The organism is Mesorhizobium sp. M7A.F.Ca.ET.027.03.2.1 (genome assembly GCF_003999175.1).
Classification (GTDB): Bacteria; Pseudomonadota; Alphaproteobacteria; order Rhizobiales; family Rhizobiaceae; genus Mesorhizobium.
Window position 1 is genome coordinate 1 of sequence record NZ_RZOM01000309.1, and the last position, 5,942, is coordinate 5,942.

Genomic DNA, 5,942 nt, shown 5'->3' on the forward strand with positions numbered 1-5,942 from the left:
CCGGGGCAGCACTCACCGCTTTCGAACTGATCGGCAGACGGCCATATGATTTCACGCTGGCGCATGCCCAGGGCGTGGTGCGGCCGCTGATCGAGGACTGGCCGTGGTATGTGCTGATGCAGATTTCATCAGGCCGTTCGTCGGAGGATTCGCGGGCGTTGATCGAGGACGTGCTCTCGGCCGGCCTTGAACAGGAATTCGTCGGCGACGCCGTCATTGCGGCGAGCCTCGGGCAGGGGGATGCCTTCTGGAATTTCCGCGAGCTGCTGCCCGAGGCGCAGAAGCCGGAAGGCGCCTCGATTAAGCACGACATTTCGGTGCCTATTGCATCGATCCCGCGCTTCATCGAAGAAGCCGCCGGCGCCGTGGCGTCGGTAAGTGCAGGCGCCCGCGTGGTCTGCTTCGGTCATATGGGCGACGGCAATCTCCACTACAACATTTCGCGGCCAGTCGACGGCGACGATGAGGCGTTCCTCGCTCTCTATCACCCCATGAACAAGGCGGTGCACGGTGTGGTGCGCAGCCTGCACGGTTCGATCTCGGCCGAGCATGGCATCGGCCAGTTGAAGCGCGACGAACTGATCGCCACCGCGCCGCCAATGGCGATCGATCTGATGCGAAGGGTGAAGGCCGCTTTCGACCCGGCCGGCATCATGAATCCGGGTAAGGTTATCTGAACCTTTCGACAAGTTGCGGCTGGTGGGATTCCGATAACCATCCCTGAGATCAGCAAAATTTAACCGACTTTCTTAAGCGGGGCGGTAAGGAGCCCGCGCTACTGTCTCAATACAAACGAGGCTGGAAAAACCGGCCCGGAGAGAACCGGACACCGGCTCTCAGGAGACAGACAGGAAGGCCACTCTATGAACACCGGACTGAAGCCAGTCTGGGCGGGACGCAACATGCGTCTCGACCCATTTCGCCTGCCGCAAGTGGTGAGCTACGCGACTCGCGACGACTACGGCGATGTAACCTTCACCATCGACCAGCGCGGCGCCGTGATCCGCCGCTTGCTCGAGATGAGCGGCCTGCCCGCGATCATCGTTCTGCCCTCCAATGCGTTCCGCGGCGTTGCCGCCCGCGCCATGGAAGACCCGGACGGCAATGTCACGGTGACCCTGGAACTCCTGCAAAACGACCCGATGCTGTCGGTGCCGCTGCTGGTGGCCGACGATCTCGACGATGTCGCCGCCGACTGGCGCGCCTGGGCCGACGCTTACCGTCTGCCGATGCTGCTGATCGAATCGGACGGCGTTGCCCGCACCCTGGAAGAATCGCTCGGTGCCGCCATCAAGACGCTGCCGCCGCAGGACCGGCGCAAGGGGCGGATTTCGAACACGCGCCGCCCGCGTTTCCTCGCTCGCCGCAGGGCCGGCGCCCTCGGTCTCAGGCTGGTCATCGACGGCCAGGAGATCATTTCGAGGGATTAGCCTTCTTCTCCCCGTCCCTATACGGGGAGAAGTGCCCGGCAGGGCGATGAGGGGCAGCGCTGACCTAAGTGTTTGGCCACGACTTTAAGACTTAGTTGGGTATGCGTTGTGTCGCCGATGAATCTCTTGCCTCCCCTCCAAGGTCGGCGCTGCCCCTCATCCGGCTGCCGCCACCTTCTCCCCGTATAGTGACGGGGAGAAGGAAGACTAAACCAGCGGCTTCAGCGCCACCCACACAGCGCCGCCGATCAGACCAAGGAAGATCAGCCAGCCGACCTGGTTGTTCGACCTGAACAGCCGCAGGCATTGGTCCGGATTGTCGATGTCCAACACGGCGATCTGTCGGGCCATATGGGCGCCGGCGGCGATCAGTCCGGCCAGCGCCACCACCGGCGCTTGCGCCGACGCGAAGGCGATGGCGAAGCAGATCAGCGCGCCGCCGTAAAGCCCGGCCAGCCACGATTTGGTGTTATCGCCAAACAGGCGTGCCGTCGAGCGCACGCCGACAATGGCGTCATCTTCCTTGTCCTGATGTGCGTAGATCGTGTCGTAGCCGATCACCCACAGGATCGAGCCGATATAAAGCATGATGGCAGGCCCATCGAGATCGCCGAACTCGACCGCCCATCCCATCAGCGCGCCCCAGGAAAAGGCAAGGCCAAGCACCAGTTGCGGCCAGTTGGTTATCCGCTTCATGAATGGATAGATGGCGATGACCGCCAGTGAGCAGATGCCGAGCAGGACGGCGAAGCTGTTGAACTGGATGAGCACGACGAGGCCGACCAGGGCCTGCAGGACGAGAAACAGCCATGCCCGCCGGCGCGTCGCCTTGCCCGACGGCAACGGTCGCGAGCGCGTGCGCTCCACCTGGCTGTCGATGTCCTCGTCGACGAGGTCGTTGTAGGTGCAGCCGGCGCCGCGCATGGCTATGGCCCCGACCAGGAACAGCAGGAGATACACTGGTGCCGGCAGCAGTGAGAGCAGCGGGTCGCCCGGACGCGGATAGGCGCTTGCCGCCAAGGCCGCCGACCACCAGCACGGCCACAGCAGCAACTGCCAGCCGATCGGCCTGTCCCATCGAGCAAGCTGCGCATAGGGCCAAATCGAGTGCGGCAGCACGCGGTAGACCCAATGGCCGTTCGGCGCATCGGCGACACGGCCCTGGGCCGCTTTCGACTGGATATTTTCCATGTCCATGGAGTGGCAGCAGCGGCAGAAACCGTCAAGCGGCAAGCGGGAGAGTGGTGCCCGTCAGCCTTTCACGAGGCAAAGATGTCGCGGGTAGCGAACCAGTCCCTGGCCACCTCGACGAAGGCCAGCGCTGCATTCGACACACGCTGATGCGTGTCATAGGTCAGCAGGATCCGCTGCATGGGCAGCGGATCGGACAGCGGCTTGCAGATGAGCGGCAGGCCGTCATAGCTGCGGTCGCCGTGCGGGCGGGTATAGCTGACCGCGACGCCGAAGCCGTTGGCGACCATGCTACGCTGCAGTTCGAACGAGCTTGTCGTCATATCGGCCACCGGCGAAAGGCCGCGGCTGCGGAACAGGTCGAGCATGTGCTGCCAGCTGTGCGGCTGGTCCGTCGTGATCAGCGGATAGGCGGCCAGATCGGCAAGGCTGACCGTTGGCCGGTCCGCCAGGGCATGGCCTGCCGGCAACAGCGCGTGCGGGCGAAGTTCGCGCAGCAGGATGCGGGCGAAATGCGTCGGCAGGCTGAGATCATAAGTCAGGCCGAGATCGATGGCCGCATCACCCAGCCGTCGTCCCAGCGTCTCGAACGTCTCGTCGCGAACGACGACCTTGACGGCTGGATAGCGTTCGGAGAAGGCGCGGAGCAGGGCCGGCGCGAAGAACGGCGCCAGGTCCTCGAAGCATCCCAGCACGAGTTCCCCGCTGACAGCCGATTTGCTTGAACCCAGGCCGACGAGTTCTTCCGTTTCGGTGAGAACCTGTCTTGCCTTGGCCACGACGGCGCGGCCGAACGATGTCGGCGACACGCCGCTTCCGCGCTGGCGGACGAACAGCTTCTGGCCGAAATTCTTTTCGACCGCGTCGATCGCCACCGAAATCGACGGCTGAGAGACGTTCAGCATCTTTGCCGCGCCGGTGACGCTGCCGTGACGCGCCACGGCAACCAGGTAGCGCAGCTGCGTGAGAGTCACACTCATAGAGGCACTCTATATGTCGGATCGAAAGTTATTATTTTACCGAATGAAGAGGTGTTGCGATAGTGGCTTCATTCCAGAGGAGAACGCCATGGCTTCCCAGACTGCCACCATCGACGCCACCATGATCGGCGCGTCCACGATTGCCGACTATCAGCGTGACGGCGCTGTCTGCATTCGCGGCGCCTTCAAGGGCTGGGTCGACACGATTGCCGCCGGCATCGAACGCAACATGCAGAACCGCAGCGTCACCGCATCCGACATCGCCAACGGCCGCGGCAGTTTCTTCGATGACTACTGCAACTGGGAGCGCATTCCCGAATTCGTCGAGGTTGTGCGGGAATCACCGGCCGCCGAACTGGCGGCCGCGGTGATGCAGTCGCGCACCGCGCAGTTCTTCCACGATCATGTGCTGGTCAAGGAACCGGGTACGCAGAAGCCGACGCCCTGGCATCAGGACATCCCCTATTACTTCGTCGATGGCCAGCAGACCGTGAGCTTCTGGATTCCCATCGACCCGGTGAAGGAGGCGACGCTGCGCCTGATCGCCGGCTCGCACAAATGGGACAAGATGATCCTGCCAGTGCGCTGGCTCGACGACAGCAATTTCTATGCCGGCGAGGGCGACTATCTGCCGGTGCCAGATCCCGACAAGGATCCGTCGATGAAGGTGCTCGAATGGGAAATGGAGCCGGGCGACGCCATCCTGTTCGACTTCAGGACCGCGCATGGCGCGCGCGGCAACCTGACCGCGGCGCGGCGCCGGGCGCTGTCGCTGCGCTGGGTGGGTGACGATGCGCGCTATGTCGAGCGGCCGGGCCGCACCTCGCCGCCCTATCATGGCCACGGCATGCAGCCGGGCGAGAGGCTGCGCGAGGACTGGTTTCCGGTGGTCTACCAGGGCTGAAGCGAGGCCAGAAAATCGACGCCGATGTGCGCCGCCGATTTTCGGCTGGGGTAACGTTCCCGTGCGCAATTCCCATCAATGCGCCCGGATGCCTTGACCCGTCGCCCAGAGAGCAATAGCGGGTGCTCTAACGGATAGTCGGCATCAAGAGGTGGCCATGAACGTTCTTCTTCTCGGCTCCGGCGGCCGCGAACATGCGCTCGCCTGGAAGATCGCCGCATCACCGCTGCTGACAAAGCTCTATGCGGCTCCCGGCAATCCGGGCATCGGCAGCGAGGCTGAGCTGGTGAAGCTGGATTTAGCCGACCATGCCGCCGTGGCCGCGTTCTGCCGGGAGAAAAAAATCGACCTCGTCGTGGTCGGCCCGGAGGGGCCGCTGGTCGTCGGCATTGCCGACGATCTGCGCGCGCAAGGCATTCGCGTCTTCGGACCCTCCAAGGCTGCCGCACAGCTGGAAGGATCGAAAGGTTTCACCAAGGATCTCTGCGCCCGCTACAACATCCCGACCGCCGCCTATGGCCGTTTCAGTGACCTGGCCTCGGCCAAGGCCTATGTCGAAAAGACCGGAGCACCGATCGTCATCAAGGCCGACGGGCTCGCTGCCGGCAAGGGCGTCACCGTCGCCATGACGCCCAGTGAAGCACAGGCAGCACTCGATGCCTGCTTCGACGGTTCCTTCGGCGCCGCCGGCGCGGAAGTTGTGGTCGAGGAGTTCATGACCGGCGAGGAGGCGAGTTTCTTCTGCCTCTGCGACGGCACCACCGCACTGCCCTTCGGTACCGCGCAGGACCACAAGCGCGTCGGCGACGGCGACACCGGTCCCAACACCGGTGGCATGGGCGCCTATTCGCCGGCACCGGTGATGACGCCGGAACTGGTCGAGCGCACCATGCGCGAGATCATCGAGCCGACCATGCGCGGCATGGCCGAACTGGGCGCGCCGTTCTCCGGCGTGCTGTTTGCCGGGCTGATGATCACCGACAAGGGACCGAAGTTGATCGAATACAACACCCGTTTCGGCGATCCGGAATGCCAAGTGCTGATGATGCGGCTGAAGGATGATCTGCTGGTCCTGCTCAATGCGGCGACCGACGGCCAGCTTGCGCATACTTCGGTGCGCTGGCGCGACGAGGCCGCGCTCACTGTAGTAATGGCGGCGAGAGGCTATCCCGGCACGCCGGAAAAAGGCTCGGTCATCCGCGGCGTCGAAGACGCGGCGAGCGACGGCGTCCAGATCTTCCACGCCGGTACCGCCATCAATGGCGGCGCGCTGGTTGCCAATGGCGGCCGCGTCCTCAACGTGACGGCATCAGGCGCCACGGTCGGCGAGGCACAGAAACGAGCCTATGCCGCGCTTGACCGCATCGATTGGCCGGACGGGTTCTGCCGCCGCGATATCGGCTGGCAGGCCGTAGCGCGCGAACAGGGAACCTGAAG

At 64.0% G+C, this 5,942-nt stretch carries 6 protein-coding genes; 4 read left to right on the forward strand and 2 right to left on the reverse strand.

Features of this window, described 5'->3' with window-relative positions; genetic code table 11:
- Nucleotides 1-677, forward strand: a 677-nt coding sequence (locus EN750_RS15445) for an FAD-linked oxidase C-terminal domain-containing protein (RefSeq protein ID WP_281062302.1), incomplete at its 5' end; no start/stop codon positions are given.
- A 186-nt stretch (nt 678-863) separates the two neighbouring features.
- A complete protein-coding gene (locus tag EN750_RS15450; RefSeq protein WP_127396937.1) occupies nt 864-1,430 on the forward strand; it encodes a DUF6101 family protein in 567 nt (188 codons plus the stop codon).
- A 207-nt stretch (nt 1,431-1,637) separates the two neighbouring features.
- Here the strand turns inward: EN750_RS15450 and ubiA are convergent, their stop codons facing one another.
- On the reverse strand, nt 1,638-2,621 hold the full coding sequence (gene ubiA, locus EN750_RS15455) for a 4-hydroxybenzoate octaprenyltransferase (protein ID WP_164874018.1): 984 nt from the start codon (nt 2,619-2,621) through the stop codon (nt 1,638-1,640).
- A 68-nt stretch (nt 2,622-2,689) separates the two neighbouring features.
- The gene (locus EN750_RS15460) at nt 2,690-3,601 is read right to left on the reverse strand and encodes a LysR family transcriptional regulator (RefSeq protein ID WP_127396939.1); all 912 of its coding nucleotides are present in this window, start codon (nt 3,599-3,601) and stop codon (nt 2,690-2,692) included.
- Nucleotides 3,602-3,689: 88 nt separating this feature from the next.
- Between EN750_RS15460 and EN750_RS15465 the strand changes: the two genes are divergently transcribed.
- Nucleotides 3,690-4,505, forward strand: a complete 816-nt coding sequence (locus tag EN750_RS15465; RefSeq protein ID WP_127396940.1) for a phytanoyl-CoA dioxygenase family protein — start codon at nt 3,690-3,692, stop codon at nt 4,503-4,505.
- A 157-nt stretch (nt 4,506-4,662) separates the two neighbouring features.
- Complete coding sequence (gene purD, locus EN750_RS15470; RefSeq protein ID WP_127396941.1) at nt 4,663-5,940, forward strand: phosphoribosylamine--glycine ligase; 1,278 nt, start codon at nt 4,663-4,665, stop codon at nt 5,938-5,940.
- Nucleotides 5,941-5,942 lie beyond the last annotated feature (2 nt).

Bases quoted from the DNA above. Each gene is read 5' to 3' on its own strand.
- EN750_RS15450 (WP_127396937.1), top strand. From the start codon at position 864: ATGAACACCGGACTGAAGCCAGTCTGGGCGGGACGCAACATGCGTCTC.
- EN750_RS15465 (WP_127396940.1), top strand. From the start codon at position 3,690: ATGGCTTCCCAGACTGCCACCATCGACGCCACCATGATCGGCGCGTCC.
- ubiA (WP_164874018.1), bottom strand. From the start codon at position 2,621: ATGGAAAATATCCAGTCGAAAGCGGCCCAGGGCCGTGTCGCCGATGCG.
- EN750_RS15460 (WP_127396939.1), bottom strand. From the start codon at position 3,601: ATGAGTGTGACTCTCACGCAGCTGCGCTACCTGGTTGCCGTGGCGCGT.
- purD (WP_127396941.1), top strand. From the start codon at position 4,663: ATGAACGTTCTTCTTCTCGGCTCCGGCGGCCGCGAACATGCGCTCGCC.